Raw genomic sequence first — 19,135 nt, forward strand, 5'->3', positions numbered from 1 at the left:
AACGTCACGCTCAACATGCTCGGTCGCGCCAAGAAGGTGATGATCGACAAGGAGAACACCACGATCGTCAACGGCGCCGGCAAGAAGGCCGACATCGAGGCGCGCGTGGCCCAGATCAAGGCGCAGATCGAGGAGACCACCTCGGACTACGACCGTGAGAAGCTCCAGGAGCGTCTCGCCAAGCTCGCGGGCGGCGTCGCGGTGATCCGCGTCGGCGGCGCGACCGAGGTCGAGGTGAGGGAGCGCAAGGATCGCGTTGATGACGCGATGCACGCGACCCGCGCGGCTGTCGAGGAAGGCATCGTCCCGGGCGGCGGCGTCGCCCTGCTCCGTGCCTCCGAGCAGCTCAAGGGCCTGCGCACCAAGAACGACGACCAGAAGACCGGCGTCGAGATCGTACGCAAGGCGTTGTCCTGGCCGGCCCGTCAGATCGCGCTCAACGCCGGTGAAGACGGCTCGGTCGTGGTCGGCAAAGTCTTGGAGAAGGATCAGTACTCTTACGGCTTCGATGCGCAGACAGCCGAATACAGCAACCTGGTCTCCAAGGGCATCATCGACCCGACCAAGGTCGTCCGCACCGCAGTCCAGAACGCCTCCTCGGTGGCGGCGCTGCTGATCACAACGGAAGCGATGGTTGCCGAGCTGCCGAAGAAGAACGCCGGCGGCCCTGCGATGCCTCCTGGCGGCGGCATGGGCGGCATGGGTGGCATGGACTTCTGATCCAGCCGCATCACGCGGACCACCAAACGCGAGAGCCCCGGCAGCAATGCCGGGGTTTTTGTTTGCTCTTGCAATCTTTCTACCACGTTATTCTGGGCTCGCATTACGCGCGGCCCCGGCACCCCCGGATCGTTGAATAGCCCTATCTAGTTGCCAATTATCGAATGGATCCATTGGCGTCAGATGCCGGACGGGCCCCCGCGCAGTGCTTCGGTCTTAAGGTCTACAATTCACCACCAGCAGCCAGATTTCATTGGTGGGCGAGCCGACGTTCCGCAGCAGCCACTACGAGAGGCCGCGTGGCCTGAGAACGGCTCCGCTCGGCACGGCACCGAACAACAGACTTACGCCACCGTCACCCGCAAGTATTTTTACTCCGCTTTGCTTAGCAAATCTGCTCCAGACTACGCGCCTGATCGCCAGGAATGCCCTCACGCGCGCTGCGACACTTGAAGAATTTCATTTTCATTCGATGCCGCGGAAGTCAGGATGAGGGAAGCGCTGCGAGCAATCACTGCGGCTTGGCTGTGGCGCAGCGCGGAAATTTACGGTAGCTTCTGCTGGCGAGTTTGCAAATGCGTACCCGCATCCGATCGCTCCGAGAACAACGGGCGATCATTCGAGCGCTTGACCCCTCCCATCCTCAGAGCTGGGATAATCCCGACAATGAGGAAATCTGGTTTGAGCTGGCGCGCGCCATCGGACGCCAGATCGCACGGGATGAAAATGACGGCTCGGCAGCAGCCGATAGAGGACCGGCATGACGACAAGGTCATCCAAGAAAACGGCCGTACTATACGCCCGCTATTCCAGCGACATGCAAAAGGCGACCTCGATTGACGGTCAGCTATTGCTCTGCCGGAAGGTCGCATTGCGCAACAACCTCGATATTATCGGGGCGTTTGTGGATGCCGCAAAATCTGGCCTTACCGAAGGTGCACGGGACGGCTATCAGCGCTTGCTCAACGGTGTGCGAAAACATGACTTTGACGTGGTCGTCGTAGAGCACTTTGACCGCTTGTCGCGCGATCCCGCAACTATCCAGCGTCTCAAGCAGGTTTTCGAGTTCAATGGCGTTGAGTTAATGGATCAGAAAGGCGTCTATGCGACAGCCACGGACATCAGCATCGCAAGTCTCTACAATACGATTTACAAGCCGCAGCTCGCCGAGAAGGTTCGGCGCGGCCATGACAACGCTGTTACTAACGGAAGAATTCCTGGCTCATACGCCTATGGGTATCGGCCGAAACCAGGCGCGCCCGGCGAGCGGACGATCGATGAGGACGAAGCGAAGGTTGTGCTCCGCATCTTCACCGAATATGCGGCTGGCCGCTCGACTCGAAGTATCGCCGCTGATCTCACCCGCGAAGGCGTGCCCTCACCAGGGGCAATTCGTCACAAGAACAAGGCGGGACGCACCACCTGGAATCATCAGTGCATCACGGGCGGTCGGCATGGTCGCGGCATTATCGGTAACGATCTATACATCGGCGAGATACATTGGAACGTTCGCTCGACGATTATCAACCCGGAAACGCAGAAGAAGCAGAAGCGCCGCAATCCGGAGGAACGGCACATCATAGTCAAAAAGCCCGAGCTGCGGATCGTTCCGCAAGTGCTCTGGGATCGAGCGCAGAAGGTTCGTAGCGTGCGCGCCGTGCACATGTTCGGGCCGACAGGCAAGCCGCGGCGTCGCATCGTGATCCCGCGTAATAACGAGCACCCGCTTGCCGGGGTGCTCCGGTGCGGGGTCTGCAATGGCCATATGCGAATCGCTCAATCCTCCCGTAACGGCGCACCTCGCGCTGCATGCGCGAACGCGCATCAGCGGGGCACCTGCGAGCATACCCGCAGCTTTGACATGGACGTTTTGCTCGAAGATGCCTCCGCCAAGATCGAAGTGAAATTGCTTTCGCCAAGAGCCATTGAAGAGGCAATGCATGCTTGGAAGGAGGAGCGCAAAAACGATCGGAACAAGAGCAGCGAATACGCCAAGCTAGATCGTCGGCGCCGCGTGTTGACTACGGAGATCGAACGTCTGTCATATGCCATCGCAAATAGCCGTCGGAAGCCGGATGAGTTGCTCAAGCGGATCGATGAGTGTGACTTGGAACGGGAAAGCGTAGAAGAGCGCATGCGGCTGCTGGGCGGCGGCGGCGAAAATGTCATCCCCTTCGACCACCCGAAATTCGGTGACCGATACCGTTTGGAGGTTAGAAGGCTTGTCACAGCGCTCAAAACCAATCCTAAGGCGATCGAAACTCGTGTCGCCTTCCGCAACTTGATTGACTGCATCGTGGTGCATCCGGTTCGCAAGCGAATGCCCTACGAATATACGCCCTACCTCAACAGCGTTGCCCTTTACGGCAAGAAGCTTTTCCCAGAAGGCCGCCGCACGGCGGAAGAAAGCAGTTCGTTTGCCTACTACGATAATGGCAAGTCAGAGAAATCCGTGTCCTCGTAATAGACGCGGACCTGCATGTGGTGGCGGCCGTCGCGGATCTCGCCGTCGAGATGAGCTGTCACGTCGCGAGCCTCTTCGCTTGTCGCTATAGGTCCGTTTTGCGCAAAAACGGCCGGACGCGCAAGCGTAGCTAGGACACAGCGAGCCCTGTCCTTCCCAGCGTCACCTCGACGATCTCGGGCGGCACACCGACACGGACCGGCATGATGCTGCAACCGAGGCCGCCGGAGACAATGAGGTCGCATTTCAGGCGGAAGTGGCCATAAGCGAGGCGCAGGCCGTTCTTGGGCGAAACCGCCGGTGACCAGCCGAGCAGACGAACCTGGCCGCCATGGGTATGGCCGGACAGTTGCAGCGCGACGCGCCCGGGTACGAGCGGCGCGATGTTGGGCTCGTGCGCGAGCAGGATGACCGGCGCATCGTCGGTGACCTTCGCCAGCGTGCCCGCAAGATCATCGACGCCAAGCCGGTGCGCGCGGCCGAAGCGCTTCGAAGGATAATAGGCCAGCTGATCGCCGAGCCCGGCAAGCCAGAACGGGCGGCCGTCTTTGGAAAGACGCACGACGTCGTTCTCGTAGACGGGGATGCCGGCCGCCTCCAGCGCCCGATGCGCGATGGTCGGTCCGTGCCCCGCCTGCTGCACGGTCAAGTCGTCCCAATAATCGTGATTGCCCATGACGGCATGGACGCCGAGCGGTGCCTTGAGTCCGGCCAGCACCCTCGCCCATTCGCGCGACGGGATGAGGCGCGTGACGTGGTGAAGGCCGGCGACATAGTCGCCGAGCAGCACGATGATATCAGGCTTCAGCGCATTGGTGCGGTCGACGATGCCCTCGATCCGCTCCAGCGACATCCAGGGATCGCAGGCGTGGATGTCGGCGATGGCCGCGATCTTCAACGGAAAATCCGCCGGCCATTGCCGCGGCTTCGGATGATAGCGGGTGACGCGAAGCCGCAGCACCGGCTCGACGCCGACGCCGTACGCGGCGGTCGAGATGCCGAGGGCGGACAGACCGCCGATGGAACGGATGAAATGACGGCGCGTGATCATGGAAGCCCGATCGAGATGCGCCTTGTTGATGCGGTCTGATTGGAGCGGAATTGGGGTGCGTTCGTGCAGACCGTCTGCACGAGATTACCAGAAATTCATGATAGAAGGAGCGCACTGCATTGGCGCAGCTCAGTCGTCGCTCTCGTCCGTGCCGAACAGGCCGAATTGTGCCGCCGCATCGCGCGAGGGCTCGGCGATGCCGAGATGACGGAAGGCGTGCGAGGTGAGCAGACGGCCGCGCGGGGTGCGCTGGAGATAGCCGCACTGGATCAGATAGGGCTCGATGATGTCCTCGATCGCATCGCGCGGCTCGGACAACGCGGCGGCCATGGTCTCGACGCCAACCGGGCCGCCGCCATAGTTCATCGCGATGGTCGTGAGGTAGCGACGGTCCATCGCGTCGAGGCCCGCGGCATCGACCTCGAGCGCGCTCAGGGCGTGGTCGGCGATCTTGCGGTCGATCTTGTCGGCATCGGCCGCCGAGGCGAAATCGCGCACGCGGCGGAGCAGGCGGCCGGCGATACGCGGCGTGCCGCGGGCGCGGCGGGCGATTTCGTTGGCGCCATCCGCGCTCATGCCGACATTGAGCACGCGCGCGCCGCGGCTGACGATGCTTTCGAGCTCCTCGATCGTGTAGAAATTGAGCCGCACCGGAATGCCGAAACGATCGCGCAACGGATTGGTGAGCAGGCCGGCGCGCGTGGTGGCGCCGACGAGGGTGAATTTCGACAGCTCGATCTTCACCGAGCGCGCCGCCGGGCCCTCGCCGATGATGAGGTCGAGCTGAAAGTCCTCCATCGCGGGATAGAGCACCTCTTCCACCGCCGGGCTCAGACGATGGATCTCGTCGATGAAGAGCACGTCGCGCTCTTCGAGATTGGTGAGGAGGGCTGCAAGATCACCGGCCTTGGCGATCACCGGCCCTGACGTCGCGCGAAAGCCGACGCCCAGCTCCTTGGCCACGATCTGCGCCAGCGTGGTCTTGCCGAGGCCGGGCGGGCCGACGAACAGCACGTGATCCAGCGCCTCGCCGCGCTTGCGCGCCGCCTCGATGAAGATCGAGAGATTCTTGCGCGCCTGCTGCTGGCCGACGAAATCGGACAGCGATTGCGGACGCAGCGCGGTGTCGCCGACATCGTCGCTGCGGCGCTCGGGCGAGACCATGCGGTTGGCCTTGGGATCGCTCACCTGGCGAACTCCCCGTAGAGTGGGCAAAGGCGCTCGTCGTGCCGTGCCCACCATATCTCTCCGATCGCCCTAAGAGTGGTGGGCACGCTGCGCTTTGCCCACCCTACGAGACTGACCATTGCCGCGCTCACTTCGCTAATTCCTTCAGGCCGAGGCGAATGAGCTGCGCCGTCTCGGCGCCTTCACCCGCACTGCGCGAGGCCAACGCAATCGCGGCGGCTGCCTGCGGCTGGCCGTAGCCGAGATTAACCAGCGCGGAGATCGCGTCGGCGACGGGCCGCGGCGCCCGCTGGTCGTCGACAGCGCCGGCAAGATGCACCACTGCCGGATCGACATTGGCGAAGGCCGGCGCCTTGTCCTTCAACTCGGTGACGATGCGTTCGGCGACCTTGGGACCAACGCCGGGCGTGCGCGCCACCGCGGCCTTGTCGCGCAGCGCAATAGCATTGGCGAGATCGGCCGGCGCCAGCGTGCCGAGCACGGCGAGCGCGACCTTGGCGCCGACGCCCTGCACGGTCTGGAGCAGGCGAAACCATTCACGCTCCTGGTCGGTGCGGAAGCCGAACAGTTTGATCTGGTCCTCGCGGACATAGGTCTCGATCGACAGCACCGCAGCTTCGCCCGGCTTGGGCAGATGCTGCAACGTGCGCGTCGAGCAATGCACCTGATAGCCGACGCCGCCGACGTCAAGAATCACGAAATCCTCGCCGTAGGAATCGATCAGGCCCTTGAGCTTGCCGATCATAGCCCCGCCACCTTCAGCCTGAGCGCGGTGCTCTGGCGGTGGTGGGCGTGGGTGATGGCGATGGCGAGCGCGTCGGCGGCGTCGGCGGACGGCGGCTCGGCCTTGGGCAGCAATATCTTCAGCATCATCGCGATCTGTTGCTTGTCGGCATGGCCAGCGCCGACCACGGTTTTCTTGACCTGGTTCGGCGCGTATTCGGCGACCGAGATGCCGAACATTGCGGGCGCCAGCATGGCGACGCCGCGGGCCTGGCCGAGCTTCAGTGTCGCAACGCCGTCCTTATTGACGAAGGTCTGCTCGACCGCGGCTTCCATCGGCTTGTGGTCGGACAGGACGGCCGCGAGCCCTTCATGGATCGCGAGCAGCCGGCGCGCCAGCGGCAAATCGTCCGGCGGTTCCACCGAACCGCAGGCGACGTAGATCAGGCGATTGCCCTCAGCCTCGATCACGCCCCAGCCGGTGCGGCGGAGGCCAGGGTCGATGCCGATGATGCGAACGGGGCCACGAATCGGGAGCGCAGTCATGGGGCCAGTGATAGCGGCTGGCTGCCGTGGGGGAAACAGAAACAGAACGGAAGTAACAGGGGAAGTGGGGGCGTTAGTGAGCCGCACCGGCCACCACAGACTCCGGCGTCATACCCCGCGAAGGCGGGGTATCCAGTACGCCGCGGCTTCTCCGTATTCCCATTGCTGTCTCTGGAATACTGAGTCGCCCGGTCAAGCCGGACGACGACAGCGGAATGCGGAGCTGGTGATCACCCGCCCATCTTCGCCACCAGCGCGTCCGACACCTCGAAATTGGCGTAGACGTGCTGGACGTCGTCGTGCTCGTTGAGCAGGTCCATCAACTTGAGCAGCTTCTCGCCGGTCTCGTCGTCGACCGCGACCGTGTTTTGCGGCTTCCAAATCAGCGCGGCCTTGCGCGGCTCGCCGAACTTGGCTTCCAGCGCCTTGGCGACGTCGCGATAGCCTTCGGTCGAGGCGTAGATCTCGTGACCGGCTTCGCCGGAGACGACGTCGTCGGCGCCGGCCTCGATCGCGGCATCGAGCACGGCGTCGTCGGAAGCGACGCTGCGGTCGTATTCGATGATTCCGGTGCGATCGAACATGAAGGACACCGAACCGGTTTCGCCGAGATTGCCGCCCGATTTGGTGAAAAAGGAGCGGATGTCGGAGGCGGCGCGGTTACGGTTGTCGGTCAGCGCCTCGACGATGACGGCAACGCCGCCGGGGCCATAACCCTCATAGCGGATCTCGTCATAGTTCTCGCCGTCGCTGCCGAGTGCCTTCTTGATGGCGCGCTCGATATTGTCCTTCGGCATGTTCTCCTGCCGCGCGGCGATCACGGCGGCGCGCAGGCGGGGGTTCATGTTGGGGTCGGGCGTGCCCAGCTTGGCCGCGACGGTGATTTCCCGCGCCAGCTTGCCGAACAGCTTCGACTTCTGGGCATCCTGCCGCCCCTTGCGGTGCATGATGTTCTTGAATTGGGAATGTCCGGCCATGCGTGGTCTCTCGGGGATCTCTTGGAATCGTACGCCAATGAGGGTGGGAAACGCGGCCTTATAGGCCGCCAACCCACCGGAATGAAAGGGTCTCGGATACTTTAAGGTAACACCGTACGGGCCCCTGCCCAGAGGTGAGGCATCGTTAACCCTGACTTCATTCCAGCCTGCGAAAATAACCTCCGAGCGTCCCCCGACAAGAGAGACCTGATGGCATTCGGACTATTTCGGAAGCGTCTGCCGGATATGGCCGCGCCCGTGGCAGCCGCAGAGGCCGCGCCGCCGGTGGCCCAGTCCGAGCCCGCCCCGGCCGAAGGTGATTCGGCCCGGGAGATCCTGGAATTGCTGGAACTCGAGCTTGGCGCGATGATCCGCCAGCTCGAGCGCGCCGCCAATTCGGTGGCGGGCGGCGCCGAAGCGACCGCATCGACGCTTGCCGCCATCCGCGACCGCACCGACGCCCTGACCGGCCGGACCAATGCCGCGCAATCGACCGCATCCACCTTCGCCCATGCCGCCGACAAGTTCACCCAGTCCGCGCTGGGGATCGGGGCGCAGGTTCGCGAGGCCGGCAAGCTCGCCGACGAGGCCAGCGCCGCGGCGCAGGAAGCCCGCGCCAATGTCGATCGCTTGCGCGAATCCTCCGCCGCCATCGGCAATGTCGTCAATCTGATCGCACAGATCGCGCGGCAGACGACGCTGCTCGCGCTCAACTCGACGATCGAGGCCGCACGCGCGGGCGCTGCGGGAAAAGGCTTTGCGGTCGTCGCAACCGAGGTCAAGGCCCTCGCGGTGCAGACGCAAGGGGCGACGGAAGAGATTACGAAGAAGATCGACGCGCTGCAGCGCGACGCCGCCGGCTCCGCGGACGCCGTGCACCGCATTTCGCAGGCGATCGAGGCGATCCGCCCGGTCTTCGAGACCGTCAACGGCGCGGTCGCCGAACAGAACGCCACGACCAGCGAAGTCTCCGGCAACGCCGCCAGCGCCTCGGAGTTCATCGTCTCGGTCGGCGAGAGCGCAGCCGAGATCGATGCCGCGACCAAGGCGGCCGAGAGCCATGGCGAGAACGTCGCCAGTGCCGGCAAAGCCGTCACCACCTTCGCACAGAAGCTGAAATCGCGCTGCGCCGTGCTGCTCCGCCAGAGCGAGCACGACGACCGCCGCAAGACCGAACGGCTGCCCTGCCATCTGAAGCTCGAAACCGCGCGCGGCGTGATGCCGGTCTATGAAATCTCGATGGACGGCGTGCTGATCGGTGGCGCGGATGCGGGCCGGCTTGCACCGCAAGCGATGATCGAAGGCACCCTCGAAGCCGTCGGCGCCTGCCGCCTGCGCGTGATCGAGCAATCCAAGGCCGGGGCCCGCGCGCAATTCGTCGGTCCCAATGCCGAGCTCAGCGAAAAGATCGAGGACAGGCTCTGGGCGATCCACGAAGAGAACACGGAGTTCGTCACCCGCGCCATGGAAGCGGGCAACGCGCTGACCAAGATCTTCGAGCAGGCCCTTGCCCGCGGCGAAGTTGGGATCGACGACCTGTTCGACACCGACTACGCCGAAATCGCCGGAACCAATCCGCAGCAATACCGCACGAAATATCTCGACTGGGCCGACCGCGCGCTGCCGCCGTTCCAGGAGGTCTTTCTGGCCAAGGACCAGCGCATGGCGTTCTGCGCCATGGTCGACCGCAACGGCTTCCTGCCGGTGCACAACAAGATCTATTCGCACCCGCAGCGACCGGGCGACGTCGCCTGGAACACAGCCAATAGTCGCAACCGCAGGATATTCAACGATCCGGCGGGGTTGGCGGCCGCACGCAACCTGCGCTCGTACCTGGTGCAGAGCTATGCGCGCGACATGGGCAACGGGAATACGGTGATGATGCGCGAGATCGACGTTCCGATCCGCGTGCAGGGCCGGCACTGGGGTGGATTCCGCACGGCTTACAAGCTCTAGAGCCTGGCCCGAAAAAATGTCCCGCAGTTTTTCGAGCGGAATCGAGAAACAGGGCGCGAATTGCGCCTGAGTGCACGCTCAGGCAAGACGCCGGCCGCGAATCATCCTTTTAAACTGAATTGGAATGGGAATGCCGCCGTGAGCCGGGTTGCGGCCCTGACTGGAGGACTCATCGAATATGTCCGTCGTACAACTTGCAGTCATGGACACCGTCTCCAATCGCACGCTGGCCGAGCGGCTGATTGATCAGCTTGCCGATCGCATCGGCGGCCTCGGCGTGGAACTCGCCGATATCGCCGGCAACGTCCAGGAAGTCGCAAGCCGCGTCGCCAACCAGTCGGAACGGTTCCACCATCTTCAGAAGACCGCCGAGACGATGGTCTCGGCCAACCACGATATCGCCAACGCCTCGCAGGCCGTGCAAACCACCACGTCCGCGGCGGTCGGTGAGATCGCGCAGTCGCGCAGCGCCGTCGACACCGCGGTCAGCCACATCTCCGAGCTCGTCGCAGCGGTGGAGCGCATCGAGGCGCGCCTCAGCGCCGTCGGCTCGGCGCTGGCGCAGGTCGCAAAAGTCTCCGGCTCGATCGAGGCGATCGCGAAGCAGACCAATCTGCTGGCGCTGAACGCAACCATCGAAGCCGCCCGCGCCGGCAACGCCGGCCGCGGCTTCGCGGTGGTTGCAAGCGAGGTGAAGAACCTCGCGGAAGCCACCCGCCAGGCCACGCACCAGATCTCCGACACCGTGCGCGATCTCGACGGCCAGATCGAAGGCCTGATCGGCGAGAGCAGCGACGCTTCGCAGCGCGCGAAGACCGCAGGCGAAGGCGCCCAGCAGATCTCCGGCATCATCTCGCGGGTCCAGCAGGGCTTCGCCTCCGTGGAGGCGGAGATCGGCAGCGTCACGCGCGCGGCGACCTCCAATCTCGGACATTGCGACACCGTCATCAGCGAGCTGAACGAACTCGCCAAGGGCGTCGACCTCTCCTCGCGCGATCTCAAGAGCGCCGACCAGCGCGTGACCAAGCTGCTCGACACCTCCGAAGGCCTGATCGCGCTGATCGCCGACAGCGGCGTGGAGACATCCGACGCACCGCTGATCCGGGTCGTCGTCGAGACCGCGAAGCGGATCTCGACCGAGTTCGAGGCCGCGATCGATCGCGGCGACATCACGCTCGACCAGCTCATGGACGAGACGTATCGCGAAATTCCCGGCACCGATCCAAAGCAGTACCTCACCAATTACGTCGACTTCACCGACCGCGTGCTGCCCGCGATCCAGGATCCGATCCAGAAATCCGATCCCCGCATCGTGTTCTGCGTCGCCTGGGCCAAGGGCGGCTATCTGCCGACCCACAACCCCAACTACCGCCTGCCGCAGGGTAAGGACCCGGTCTGGAACAACGCCAATTGCCGCAACCGCCGCCTCTTCACCGATCGCGCGGTGAAGAAGGTCGCGGCGAACACCAAGCCGTTCCTGCTCCAGACCTACCGCCGCGACATGGGCGGCGGACAGTTCGTGCTGATGAAGGACCTGTCCTCGCCGATCGTGATCCGCGGCAAGCACTGGGGCGCCTTCCGGATGGGTTTCCGGCAGAGCTGACGCGCGTCGCGACGGCGTTCCGGGGCTCCCCAAAACAAAAAACTCGAAAACAACCCCATGCACAGTAGCCGGGGCGTGCGAAATCAATGGCTTACAGTCGGCTGAAATTGAGCTGGCTGGTTGCCATGGAAAAGGTGCGCTCCCTCTCCCGCTTGCGGGGGAGGGCTGGGGTGGGGGTGTCTCCACAACGAACACTCCCAATGTGGAGAAAGCCCTCACCCGGCGCTTCGCGCCGACCTCTCCCGCAAGCGGGAGAGGTTAAGCGAGCCCGCGGCTCGACCGATTCAACAAACAGTCATTCTGCTCCACACGCCTGATGACGCCGACGCTCCGTCCGGCAAAACAGGAGAATAATGTCGTCATCGCGCAACTCTCCGGCCGCCAGCCGCTGCGATTGATCCCGTGCGCGCCGCCGCACGGCTCTCCCAATCACCCGACTTTCCCAATCGCACGACTTTCGTCATCGCATGATTTTGCGCATCCGCACGACAATCTGCGGTGATCGACGACGCGCGCACCGAAAATGCGTCAAAACATGACGATTATCATATCAATTAGCCCAAAATGCTCGCAGCGAGCGCCGCACAAATTCGTGAACGTCATGGGCTGACGCGTCTGCAGCGCAAATATGCATTGCCGGTGATTGCGACGCTTCATCGTTTCGTATCGGTATGATTATTGTCGCGCGCGAATTCGCTGACTAGATCGCCGCAAGCGATCGAGCGAGCAAGGGGATGCATATGGCAACTGTTCTCACCATCAACGGCGAAACGAAATCGTTCGATGCGCCGCCTGAAATGCCGCTGCTGTGGGTGCTGCGCGACATCCTCGGAATGACCGGCACCAAGTTCGGCTGCGGCATCGCGCAATGCGGCGCCTGCACGGTGCATGTCGACGGCAAGGCGGTGCGCTCCTGCGTCCTGCCGGTCAGCGCGGTCGAGAACCGCGCCGTCACCACGATTGAACATGTCGGCAGCACGCCTGCGGGCGCGAAGGTGCAGAAGGCCTGGCTCGATCTCGAAGTGATCCAGTGCGGCTATTGCCAGTCCGGCCAGATCATGTCGGCCGCCGCATTGCTGGCCGCTACGCCCAACCCTGACGATTCCGACATCGACGCCGCGATGGCCGGCAACATCTGCCGCTGCGGCACCTATGTCCGCATCCGCGAGGCCGTCAAGCAGGCCGCCAACGGCCGACAGTCCTGAGGTTCGCCATGAATGCACATGACAGCGTCTCCCGCCGCGCGCTGCTGACCGGCGGTCTCGCCACCGGTTTCCTGCTCGCCTTCCATCTGCCGCTGCGCGCCGCCGTCAACGAACCGGTGCAGCCGCGCGATGCGACCGAGGGCAAGTTCGCGCCCAATGCCTTCATCCGCATCGACGAGACCGGCCGCACCGTGCTGATGATGCCGCAGGTCGAGATGGGCCAGGGCACCTACACCTCGATCTCCGCCGTGCTCGCCGAGGAGCTTGATGCCGACTGGAGCAGGGTCGAGGTGCAGCATGCTCCGCCGAACGACAAGCTCTACGGCAATCCAACCTTCGGCCTGCAGGTCACCGGCAACTCCAACTCGATCCGTGCCTGGTGGCTGCCGCTGCGCAAGGCCGGTGCCACCGCCCGCGCGATGCTGGTGCAGGCGGCGGCCGCCCAATGGGGCGTCGAGCCCGCGAGCTGCACGGCATCGAAAGGTGAGATCGCGCATGAAGCGAGCGGTCGCAAGCTCGCTTACGGCGCGCTGGCGCTCGCTGCCCAGGGACAGACCCCGCCGAAGGATGTCGCGCTGAAGGACCCCAAGGACTTCGTCATCATCGGCCAGCCGCTGAAGCGGCTCGACACGCCGGACAAGGTCAACGGCAAGGCCGTCTACGGCATCGACGCGATCCTGCCCGGCATGAAGTTCGCGACCGTCGCCGCCTGCCCGGTGTTCGGCGGCAAGGTCGGCAAGGTCGACGACAGCGCCGCGGTGAAGCTCCCCGGCGTGCGCAAGGTCGTGGTGCTCGACGACATGGTCGCCGTGATCGGCGATCACATGTGGGCGGCCAAGAAGGGCCTCGAAGCGCTCAAGATCGAGTGGAACGAGGGACCCAACGCTGCGATCACCACGAAGGATGTCTGGGACGATCTGCGCAAGGCCAGCCAGAAGGACGGCGCGGTCGCCAAATCCGACGGCGACATCGCCAGGGCGCTGGCGAGCGGCGACAAGTTCGAGGCGGCTTACGAGCTGCCGTTCCTGGCGCATGCATCGATGGAGCCGATCAACGCCACGGTGCACGTGAAGCCCGGCTCCTGCGAGATCTGGACCGGCACGCAGATCATGACACGCGTGCAGTCGGAGGCGGCGAAGGCCGCCGGGCTTCCGGTCGACAAGGTGATCGTCAACAATCATCTGCTCGGCGGCGGTTTCGGCCGCAAGCTCGAGCCCGACATGGTGATCGCGGCGGTGAAGATCGCAAAACAGGTCGACTACCCCGTGAAGGTGGTGTGGACCCGCGAGGAGGACATCCAGCACGATGTCTATCGTCCGGTCTATCGCGACCAGATCACGGCGTCGCTGGTCGACGGCAAGGTCGCGGGGTGGAAGTACAAGGTCGCCGGCTCCGCGGTTCTGGCGCGCTGGCTGCCGCCGGCGTTCCAGAAGGGCATCGACATCGACGCGATCGATGCCGCGGTCGACGCGCCCTACGACTTCGCCAATTTCCACGTCGAATATGTCCGCGCCGAACCGCTGTCGGTGCCGACAGGCTTCTGGCGCGGCGTCGGCCCCAACAACAACGTGTTCGCGGTCGAATGCGCGATGGACGAGCTCGCGCGCAAGGCGGGCAAGGACCCGATCGAGTTCCGAAAGTCCATGCTGACCAAGAACCCGCGCATGCTCGCGGTGCTCACCCAGGTCGCGGAGAAATCCGGCTGGGGCGAGCCGCTGCCTCCGCGCGTCGGTCGCGGCGTCTGCGTGCAGCCGTCATTCGCGAGCTTCATCGCGACCGTGGTGGAGGCCGAGATCGACGATATCGGCGAGATCGTGCTCCGCCGCATCACCTCGGTGGTCGACACCGGCATTGCAGTCAACCCCGACACGGTGAAGGCGCAGATCGAGGGCGGGCTGATCTTCGGCCTCACCGCCGCGCTCTATGGCGAGATCACCATCGACAAGGGCCGCGTGCAGCAATCGAACTTCCATGACTACCGCATGATGCGCATCAACGAGACGCCGAAGATCGACGTGATCGTCGTCAAGAGCGGCGAGGCGCCCGGCGGCATCGGCGAGGCCGGCGTCAACGCCGGACCGCCGGCGCTGCGCAACGCGATTCTTGCCGCAACCGGCGTGGCGCTGCGGCGCCTGCCCATTGACCGGAAACTGCTGGCTGCGGGGAAGAAGGCATGAGCGGCAAGATGCGTATCCTCACAAGCGTCGCTGCAATCGCCATCGTCGCAGCAGGGCTCGGCGTCTGGATCATTCGCGGGCCCGGCCCGCTCGACTTCGCCGGCGGCACGAAAGTGGCGCTGGCGGATTACCGCGCAGGCAAGCCGACCGGCGTGCCCGCCAGGCTGGAGAAGGCAAGCCTGGTCGAGCGCGGCGAATATCTCGCCAAGGCGGCCGACTGCATGGTCTGCCACACCAAGCCGGGCGAGAAGGACTATTCCGGCGGGCTCGCGTTCAAGCTGCCATTCGGCACGCTCTATTCCACCAACATCACGCCGGACAAGGACACCGGCATCGGCAATTACAGCGACCAGGATTTTCTGAACGCGGTCCAGCACGGCAAGCGTCGCGACGGCGCGCGGCTCTATCCGGCGATGCCGTACACGTCCTACACGTTCATGACGGATGAGGACGTGCTGGCGGTGAAGGCCTATCTGTTCAGCCTGCCGCCGGTGCGCGCGAAGGCGCCGGACAATACGCTGTCGTTCCCGTTCAACCAGCGTTGGGCGATGATTGCCTGGTCGGCCGTGTTCAATCCGGACACACGCTTTGCCCCCGATATTTCGAAGAGCCCGGAATGGAACAGGGGCGCGTATCTTGTCGAAGCGCTGGCGCATTGCGGCGAATGCCACACCCCGCGCAATCTCGGTTTTGCGCTGGATAACCGCAGGAAGTTCGCCGGCGCGATCACGGCGGGCTGGCGCGCCTTCAACATCTCCTCCGACAAGACGACAGGACTCGGCAATTGGGGCGACCAGGATCTGATCTCCTATCTGTCGCTCGGCCATGCGCCGGGCCACGGCTCGGCCTCGGGGCCGATGGGTGAAGCGGTCGATCACAGTTTTAGCCAGTTCGCGCCAGAGGACATCCGCTCCATCGTTGCTTATCTGCGCAGCGTGCCGCCGCAGCCCTCGCCTGACCTGCCCGCGACCACGGCGCCGGTCGCGCCCGCCTCGCACAAGGACGGCGTCACGGCGGACGCACGCGGCAAGAAGGTGTTCGCCAGCGCCTGCGCCAGCTGTCACGGCTGGAGCGGCGAGAGCCCGGTGTCGCCGATGGCGACGCTCACCGGCACCTGGGCCGTCAACGATCCCGCTGCCACCAACGTCGCGCAGATCGTGCTGTCAGGTACGAAGCGGCACACGCCGGATGGCGCACTTTCGATGCCGGCGTTCGGCAACGCGTATACGGACGACGAGATCGCGGCGGTGGCGAACTATGTCACGGCGCGGTTCGGGACGAAGGGCTCGAAGCTGACGGCAAAGGATGTCGCGGAGCTGCGGGGGCAGACGGCGGAGTAGGCAGCCGGGGTTACTTGCGGCGAGATTGATGCGCAATCGCGCGCGTCAATCTCCGCCGTCGTCCCGGACAAGCGAAGCACAGATCCGGGACCCATACCCACAGGGAGTAGTTTGACGATGGCTCGGAGTGGGAGCTTTGCCCCATATTACTCCCTGGGATTATGGGTCCCCGCGTTCGCGGGGACGACACCGAGGTTGACGCGGCTCTGCTAACTCAACCAGAACTTCGGCGTCGTCGGCTCCAGCCTTCCGCCGACGCGCACCGGTGCGATCTTGAGCGCGAGGCCCGTTGCATCATCCGTCTCCACCGCGACACCGCTCAGCGTTGCAGCGCCCGCGGCCGGCTCGAATCTCCCCGACGGAATCCCCGAGGTGAACCTGCGCAGCGGCTCTTCCTTCTGCATGCCGATGATGGAATCGTAGTCGCCGGTCATGCCGGCATCGGTCATGTAGGCGGTGCCGCCCGACAAGATCTGATGGTCGGCAGTCGGCACATGGGTGTGCGTGCCGACGACGAGGCTGGCGCGGCCGTCGCAGAAGAAGCCGATGCCCTGCTTCTCGCTGCTCGCCTCGCAATGGAAGTCGACGACGACGGCATCGGCGGCAACGCCGAGCGGACAGGCCCCTAACTCGCGCTCCAGCGCTGCGAAGGGATCATCGAACGGGGTCATGAAGACGCGGCCCAAAGCGTTGACGACGAGCGCATGCTTGCCGTTCTTGGTCTCGACCAGGGCGGCGCCGCGGCCCGGCGTGCCGCGCGGATAGTTCGCCGGACGCACCAGGCGCTCGGCACGCTCGATGAACACAAGCGCTTCACGCTGGTCCCAGGAATGGTTGCCGAGCGTGACCGCGTCGGCACCGGCATCGAGAAACTCCTGATAGATCGCTTCCGTGATGCCGAAGCCGCCGGCGGAATTCTCGCCGTTGACGACGACGAAATCGAGCGACCAGTCCTTGACCATGCCGGGCAGATAGTCGGCGATGGCCGTGCGTCCTGCACGGCCGACGACGTCACCCACGAAGAGAATGCGCAACTTCAGAACTCCGGAAATCGAACACGTCCGATTCCGTTAGCACATAATCCAGCGCGACGTCGTGGGATAGTGCCGGAACCGCCTTGATCTCCTGCGCTGCAAAAGCGAGCCCGATGCCGACGATATTCTTGGCCTTGCGCAAATGCGCGAATGTGAAGTCGTAATGCCCCGCGCCATAGCCGATGCGATGGCCGAGACGGTCGAACGCCGCCAGCGGCGTCAGCATGATATCCGGAATGACTTCGCTTGCGGCTGGCGACGGCTCGGGAATGCCGAGCGGACCGAGCATCAGGCGATCGTTCGGGTGGAAGATGCGGAAGATCAGCGACTGGCCGCGCGCGGTGACGCAAGGCAGCGCCAGCTTTGCGCCCTCTTCGGCGAGCTTCTTCAGCAGCGGCATCGGATCGATCTCGCTGCGGATCGGCGAATAGCCGGAGACGATGCTGCCGGGCAGAAGCTGGAATGGCAGTCCGCGTTTGGCGAGCTTTGCGGCGGCGGCGCTGCGCTTCTTCTCGCTGAGCGCGTCGCGTGCCGCCAGGGCCTTGGCACGGAGTTCGGCTTTCGAATTGGGCATGCGCTTTGGTCCCCCACGTCATCACCGCGAATGCGGGTGATCCAGTATTCAGAGGCGGTGGTGATTCACACAAAGGCCGCGGCGTACTGGATGTCCCGGTCCCCATGCACAATTGCGCACTGGGAAGGGCATGACACCTGTTGAACTGGGCCGCAGTCGTTTCAACAAGCACAAACCAAGCAAACAAAAGTGCGAAGCCGCGTACGCCGTTGAAGCACTCGATCCCGGAGTTCCCTACGAAAGTAGGTGGGCACCATATGTCCGGGCCCACGGGCCCGGCCAGGGACAGTTCCCTAAAGGATCGATAAGGCCCCGGGGATATATGGCTCCTGACGCGCGTCGCAGCCTCGCCCGCGCAATGTAACAACGATACTGACGAATCGCCAGCCCGACGAAGGGGGTGCCCGCTTGCTTGCCAAGCTCACCGGTGAACTCCCTCTCCCGCCTGCGGGAGAGGGTTGGGGTGAGGGCTTTCTCCTCTGGGGGATTGTCCCGTTGCGGAGATACCCTCTCCCCAACCCTCCCCCGCTCGCGGGGGAGGGAGCGCACCGGTCGTGTGACTACCCGATCGCAATCCCGTTGCCGACGGTCCGGTTCAGGACCTGGGTCGACTTCTCGATGCGTTCGGCCGCAGCGTTCAGGGCATTCACCACGGCGGTCTGCGTCATCCGGGCGCGCTCGACGGCGGCGTTGCGGAAGTCCCTGAGCTCGGTCAGCTCCTGCTCCATGGTGCGGACACGGTTGCCGGCATCGACCAGCTCGTCGCAGACGGTCAGCGCCGCCATCACGGTGAGGCGCGCATCGCCGATCTCGCCGAATTTTCCGCGCAGCGACTGGATCCGCGTCTCCAGGCTTTCCGCGAGCTTGAGCAGCCGCACCTCCTGGCCCTCCTCGCAGGCCATGCGGTATTGCCGGCCATTGATGGTGACGTTGATGTGGCTCATCCGTCCTCTCCGGTATCGAGCACCGAGCGTATCGTGACGATCGCGGAATCCAGCCGGTCGGAAATCTCGCGATTGGTGCGCTCGAGCTTGCGCGCCTTCACCAGCGCGCCGTCGAGCTCGTCGGCGAGCCGCGAGCGATCCGCGCCCAGTGCCTGGATTCGTGCCGCAAGCTCGTTCTCGTCGCGATCAGCATCGCGCCGCCGCTCGACTGCGCTTTCGAGCGCGTCGAGCGCCGCCATCAGCCTGCGGGTCGCGATCTCGATCTCGACCGCGGAGGACTCCGTCATGGCGGCACTGTTGGACACGCGATCGTTCATGTAGTCAGCGGCGGAACCTGTGGCCCTTGCCCAGTGGCCTTTTCCTGGGGCGTGCCGTCCGGCAAAAGACTCGGTTCGGCAAGCGGTTAGAAGCAGAAATTTACGTGGCAAGCTAGCCAAGCGCAACGCCGCCGCGAAACTATGCACTGCTAGATCGGGAGCGATCATCCCGATCCATGGGTTCCTGCCGGTGCGATCACCTCCGAAATGCGATCACCTCCGAAACGGAGCCTCCCCTTTCGAAGCGTGCACAGGCAACTTTTACGGCCGAATCGGCGTTTGACTGCCTTGGACTCCCGGAACCGAGGTGCTATCC

At 64.3% G+C, this 19,135-nt stretch carries 17 protein-coding genes, 1 other RNA gene and 1 pseudogene; 8 read left to right on the forward strand and 11 right to left on the reverse strand.

Features of this window, described 5'->3' with window-relative positions; translation table 11 throughout:
• The 3 genes from A3AS_RS0116535 to A3AS_RS0116540 form a co-directional block, all read left to right on the forward strand.
• Positions 1 to 720, forward strand: a 720-nt coding sequence (locus tag A3AS_RS0116535; protein ID WP_018318688.1) for a TCP-1/cpn60 chaperonin family protein, incomplete at its 5' end; no start/stop codon positions are given.
• Positions 721 to 1,295: 575 nt separating this feature from the next.
• The gene (locus A3AS_RS48785) at positions 1,296 to 1,484 is read left to right on the forward strand and encodes a hypothetical protein (protein WP_130216364.1); all 189 of its coding nucleotides are present in this window, start codon (positions 1,296 to 1,298) and stop codon (positions 1,482 to 1,484) included.
• Positions 1,481 to 3,184, forward strand: a complete 1,704-nt coding sequence (locus A3AS_RS0116540) for a recombinase family protein (protein ID WP_018318689.1) — start codon at positions 1,481 to 1,483, stop codon at positions 3,182 to 3,184. The genes A3AS_RS48785 and A3AS_RS0116540 overlap by 4 nt, the downstream gene beginning before the upstream one ends.
• Here the strand turns inward: A3AS_RS0116540 and A3AS_RS49030 are convergent.
• From A3AS_RS49030 to A3AS_RS0116565, 6 genes and pseudogenes are all read right to left on the reverse strand, one after another.
• Positions 3,157 to 3,273 (reverse strand): annotated as a pseudogene (locus A3AS_RS49030) (acyl-CoA thioester hydrolase); the annotation flags it as partial. The gene A3AS_RS0116540 and the pseudogene A3AS_RS49030 overlap by 28 nt on opposite strands.
• 41 nt (positions 3,274 to 3,314) lie before the next feature.
• Positions 3,315 to 4,235 carry a metallophosphoesterase gene (locus A3AS_RS0116545; RefSeq protein WP_018318690.1) on the reverse strand — a complete coding sequence of 307 codons (921 nt, stop codon included), beginning with the start codon at positions 4,233 to 4,235 and terminating at the stop codon, positions 3,315 to 3,317.
• A gap of 129 nt (positions 4,236 to 4,364) precedes the next feature.
• A complete protein-coding gene (gene ruvB, locus A3AS_RS0116550; protein ID WP_177237050.1) occupies positions 4,365 to 5,399 on the reverse strand; it encodes a Holliday junction branch migration DNA helicase RuvB in 1,035 nt (344 codons plus the stop codon).
• Between the two features lie 151 nt (positions 5,400 to 5,550).
• Entirely contained in the window at positions 5,551 to 6,168 is a 618-nt protein-coding gene (gene ruvA, locus A3AS_RS0116555; RefSeq protein ID WP_018318692.1) for a Holliday junction branch migration protein RuvA, read from the reverse strand.
• Positions 6,165 to 6,692, reverse strand: a complete 528-nt coding sequence (gene ruvC / locus A3AS_RS0116560) for a crossover junction endodeoxyribonuclease RuvC (protein ID WP_018318693.1) — start codon at positions 6,690 to 6,692, stop codon at positions 6,165 to 6,167. The genes ruvA and ruvC overlap by 4 nt, the downstream gene beginning before the upstream one ends.
• 230 nt (positions 6,693 to 6,922) lie before the next feature.
• Entirely contained in the window at positions 6,923 to 7,669 is a 747-nt protein-coding gene (locus A3AS_RS0116565; protein WP_018318694.1) for a YebC/PmpR family DNA-binding transcriptional regulator, read from the reverse strand.
• Between the two features lie 210 nt (positions 7,670 to 7,879).
• On the opposite strand from A3AS_RS0116565, the gene A3AS_RS0116570 reads away from it, so the two are divergent.
• The 5 genes from A3AS_RS0116570 to A3AS_RS0116590 all read left to right on the forward strand — a co-directional run bounded on the left by A3AS_RS0116570 (position 7,880) and on the right by A3AS_RS0116590 (position 15,950).
• On the forward strand, positions 7,880 to 9,625 hold the full coding sequence (locus A3AS_RS0116570) for a methyl-accepting chemotaxis protein (RefSeq protein ID WP_018318695.1): 1,746 nt from the start codon (positions 7,880 to 7,882) through the stop codon (positions 9,623 to 9,625).
• 178 nt (positions 9,626 to 9,803) lie between these two features.
• Entirely contained in the window at positions 9,804 to 11,228 is a 1,425-nt protein-coding gene (locus A3AS_RS0116575) for a methyl-accepting chemotaxis protein (RefSeq protein ID WP_018318696.1), read from the forward strand.
• Between the two features lie 740 nt (positions 11,229 to 11,968).
• A complete protein-coding gene (locus tag A3AS_RS0116580) occupies positions 11,969 to 12,433 on the forward strand; it encodes a (2Fe-2S)-binding protein (RefSeq protein WP_018318697.1) in 465 nt (154 codons plus the stop codon).
• A gap of 8 nt (positions 12,434 to 12,441) precedes the next feature.
• Positions 12,442 to 14,610, forward strand: a complete 2,169-nt coding sequence (locus tag A3AS_RS0116585; protein WP_018318698.1) for a xanthine dehydrogenase family protein molybdopterin-binding subunit — start codon at positions 12,442 to 12,444, stop codon at positions 14,608 to 14,610.
• A complete protein-coding gene (locus tag A3AS_RS0116590) occupies positions 14,607 to 15,950 on the forward strand; it encodes a cytochrome c (RefSeq protein WP_018318699.1) in 1,344 nt (447 codons plus the stop codon). Before A3AS_RS0116585 ends, A3AS_RS0116590 begins: the two co-directional genes overlap by 4 nt.
• Before the next feature lie 209 nt (positions 15,951 to 16,159).
• On the opposite strand, the gene A3AS_RS0116595 is transcribed toward A3AS_RS0116590, so the two are convergent.
• The 5 genes from A3AS_RS0116595 to A3AS_RS0116610 all read right to left on the reverse strand — a co-directional run bounded on the left by A3AS_RS0116595 (position 16,160) and on the right by A3AS_RS0116610 (position 18,819).
• Positions 16,160 to 16,984: a TIGR00282 family metallophosphoesterase gene (locus A3AS_RS0116595; RefSeq protein WP_018318700.1), complete on the reverse strand. Its 825-nt coding sequence runs from the start codon at positions 16,982 to 16,984 to the stop codon at positions 16,160 to 16,162.
• On the reverse strand, positions 16,962 to 17,558 hold the full coding sequence (locus tag A3AS_RS0116600; RefSeq protein ID WP_018318701.1) for a 5-formyltetrahydrofolate cyclo-ligase: 597 nt from the start codon (positions 17,556 to 17,558) through the stop codon (positions 16,962 to 16,964). The genes A3AS_RS0116595 and A3AS_RS0116600 overlap by 23 nt, the downstream gene beginning before the upstream one ends.
• Before the next feature lie 190 nt (positions 17,559 to 17,748).
• Positions 17,749 to 17,909, reverse strand: a non-coding RNA gene (gene ssrS, locus A3AS_RS44625) — 6S RNA.
• 209 nt (positions 17,910 to 18,118) lie between these two features.
• A complete protein-coding gene (locus A3AS_RS0116605) occupies positions 18,119 to 18,502 on the reverse strand; it encodes a cell division protein ZapA (protein ID WP_018318702.1) in 384 nt (127 codons plus the stop codon).
• Positions 18,499 to 18,819 carry a DUF4164 domain-containing protein gene (locus tag A3AS_RS0116610; protein WP_018318703.1) on the reverse strand — a complete coding sequence of 107 codons (321 nt, stop codon included), beginning with the start codon at positions 18,817 to 18,819 and terminating at the stop codon, positions 18,499 to 18,501. Before A3AS_RS0116610 ends, A3AS_RS0116605 begins: the two co-directional genes overlap by 4 nt.
• Between the last annotated feature and the right edge of the window lie 316 nt (positions 18,820 to 19,135).

Source organism: Bradyrhizobium sp. WSM2793 (assembly GCF_000379585.1).
GTDB lineage: Bacteria > Pseudomonadota > Alphaproteobacteria > Rhizobiales > Xanthobacteraceae > Bradyrhizobium.

Coding starts and splice junctions, on each gene's coding strand:
- A3AS_RS48785 (WP_130216364.1), top strand. CDS start 1,296: ATGCGTACCCGCATCCGATCGCTCCGAGAACAACGGGCGATCATTCGA.
- A3AS_RS0116540 (WP_018318689.1), top strand. CDS start 1,481: ATGACGACAAGGTCATCCAAGAAAACGGCCGTACTATACGCCCGCTAT.
- A3AS_RS0116545 (WP_018318690.1), bottom strand. CDS start 4,235: ATGATCACGCGCCGTCATTTCATCCGTTCCATCGGCGGTCTGTCCGCC.
- ruvB (WP_177237050.1), bottom strand. CDS start 5,399: ATGGTCTCGCCCGAGCGCCGCAGCGACGATGTCGGCGACACCGCGCTG.
- ruvA (WP_018318692.1), bottom strand. CDS start 6,168: ATGATCGGCAAGCTCAAGGGCCTGATCGATTCCTACGGCGAGGATTTC.
- ruvC (WP_018318693.1), bottom strand. CDS start 6,692: ATGACTGCGCTCCCGATTCGTGGCCCCGTTCGCATCATCGGCATCGAC.
- A3AS_RS0116565 (WP_018318694.1), bottom strand. CDS start 7,669: ATGGCCGGACATTCCCAATTCAAGAACATCATGCACCGCAAGGGGCGG.
- A3AS_RS0116570 (WP_018318695.1), top strand. CDS start 7,880: ATGGCATTCGGACTATTTCGGAAGCGTCTGCCGGATATGGCCGCGCCC.
- A3AS_RS0116575 (WP_018318696.1), top strand. CDS start 9,804: ATGTCCGTCGTACAACTTGCAGTCATGGACACCGTCTCCAATCGCACG.
- A3AS_RS0116580 (WP_018318697.1), top strand. CDS start 11,969: ATGGCAACTGTTCTCACCATCAACGGCGAAACGAAATCGTTCGATGCG.
- A3AS_RS0116585 (WP_018318698.1), top strand. CDS start 12,442: ATGAATGCACATGACAGCGTCTCCCGCCGCGCGCTGCTGACCGGCGGT.
- A3AS_RS0116590 (WP_018318699.1), top strand. CDS start 14,607: ATGAGCGGCAAGATGCGTATCCTCACAAGCGTCGCTGCAATCGCCATC.
- A3AS_RS0116600 (WP_018318701.1), bottom strand. CDS start 17,558: ATGCCCAATTCGAAAGCCGAACTCCGTGCCAAGGCCCTGGCGGCACGC.
- A3AS_RS0116605 (WP_018318702.1), bottom strand. CDS start 18,502: ATGAGCCACATCAACGTCACCATCAATGGCCGGCAATACCGCATGGCC.
- A3AS_RS0116610 (WP_018318703.1), bottom strand. CDS start 18,819: ATGAACGATCGCGTGTCCAACAGTGCCGCCATGACGGAGTCCTCCGCG.